The organism is Ruegeria sp. AE3 (assembly GCF_056542225.1).
In genome coordinates, this window is record NZ_JBQFZL010000053.1 from 1 (window position 1) to 578 (window position 578).

1 pseudogene is annotated in these 578 nt (G+C 59.3%); it reads right to left on the minus strand.

The annotated features are described in order from the left end of the window. Positions 1-108: 108 nt before the first annotated feature. Positions 109-578 (minus strand): annotated as a pseudogene (locus tag ACR0NZ_RS20640) (IS5/IS1182 family transposase); the annotation flags it as partial.

Sequence of the window (578 nt, forward strand, 5' to 3'; positions counted from 1 at the left end):
TATGGGTAACTTGTTGATTTAAAAATACTTTGTGGGTCCCACCGCCCGCACCAGTTTTAACCGCTAACATACTGAAAATAATAAATAGTCGGCCCTGAACATATTGCTTTATGCCGCCGCGAGAGCGTGTCGTGGCCGCCGGCAGAGTGAGATCGCAGTCAGGGCGTCGAGTATCCTGCCCCAGATTTGAGGCCAAAGCTTTCTGATATGAGCCAGGATCAGGCGGATGTTGTGGCCGCAGCCGCACAGCACTGCGAAGATGGCATCGCCGAGGGTGCCCTTGAGCGGGCAGCGTCTGAGGCGACCTTCGGATTTCATGTGGCCGATGGTGGGCTCGATTGCGCTTCGCCGGCGGATCAACTTGCGAAGGACTGGTGTGACACCGCGCTTCTGGCCGCTGATAAACACCTGGCTCAAAGTCACGCCATGGCCGCGGTAGCCGCGGTCGACGAAGACCTGGGCGGGGCGGGTGTCGGTGAGGATTTCCACCAGCTCCAGCGCTTCGGCCAGAGTGTGGCCGTCGTAAGGGTTGCCGGGCAGCGACCGAATGCCGACCACAAAGCCCTCGTTCATCGCGG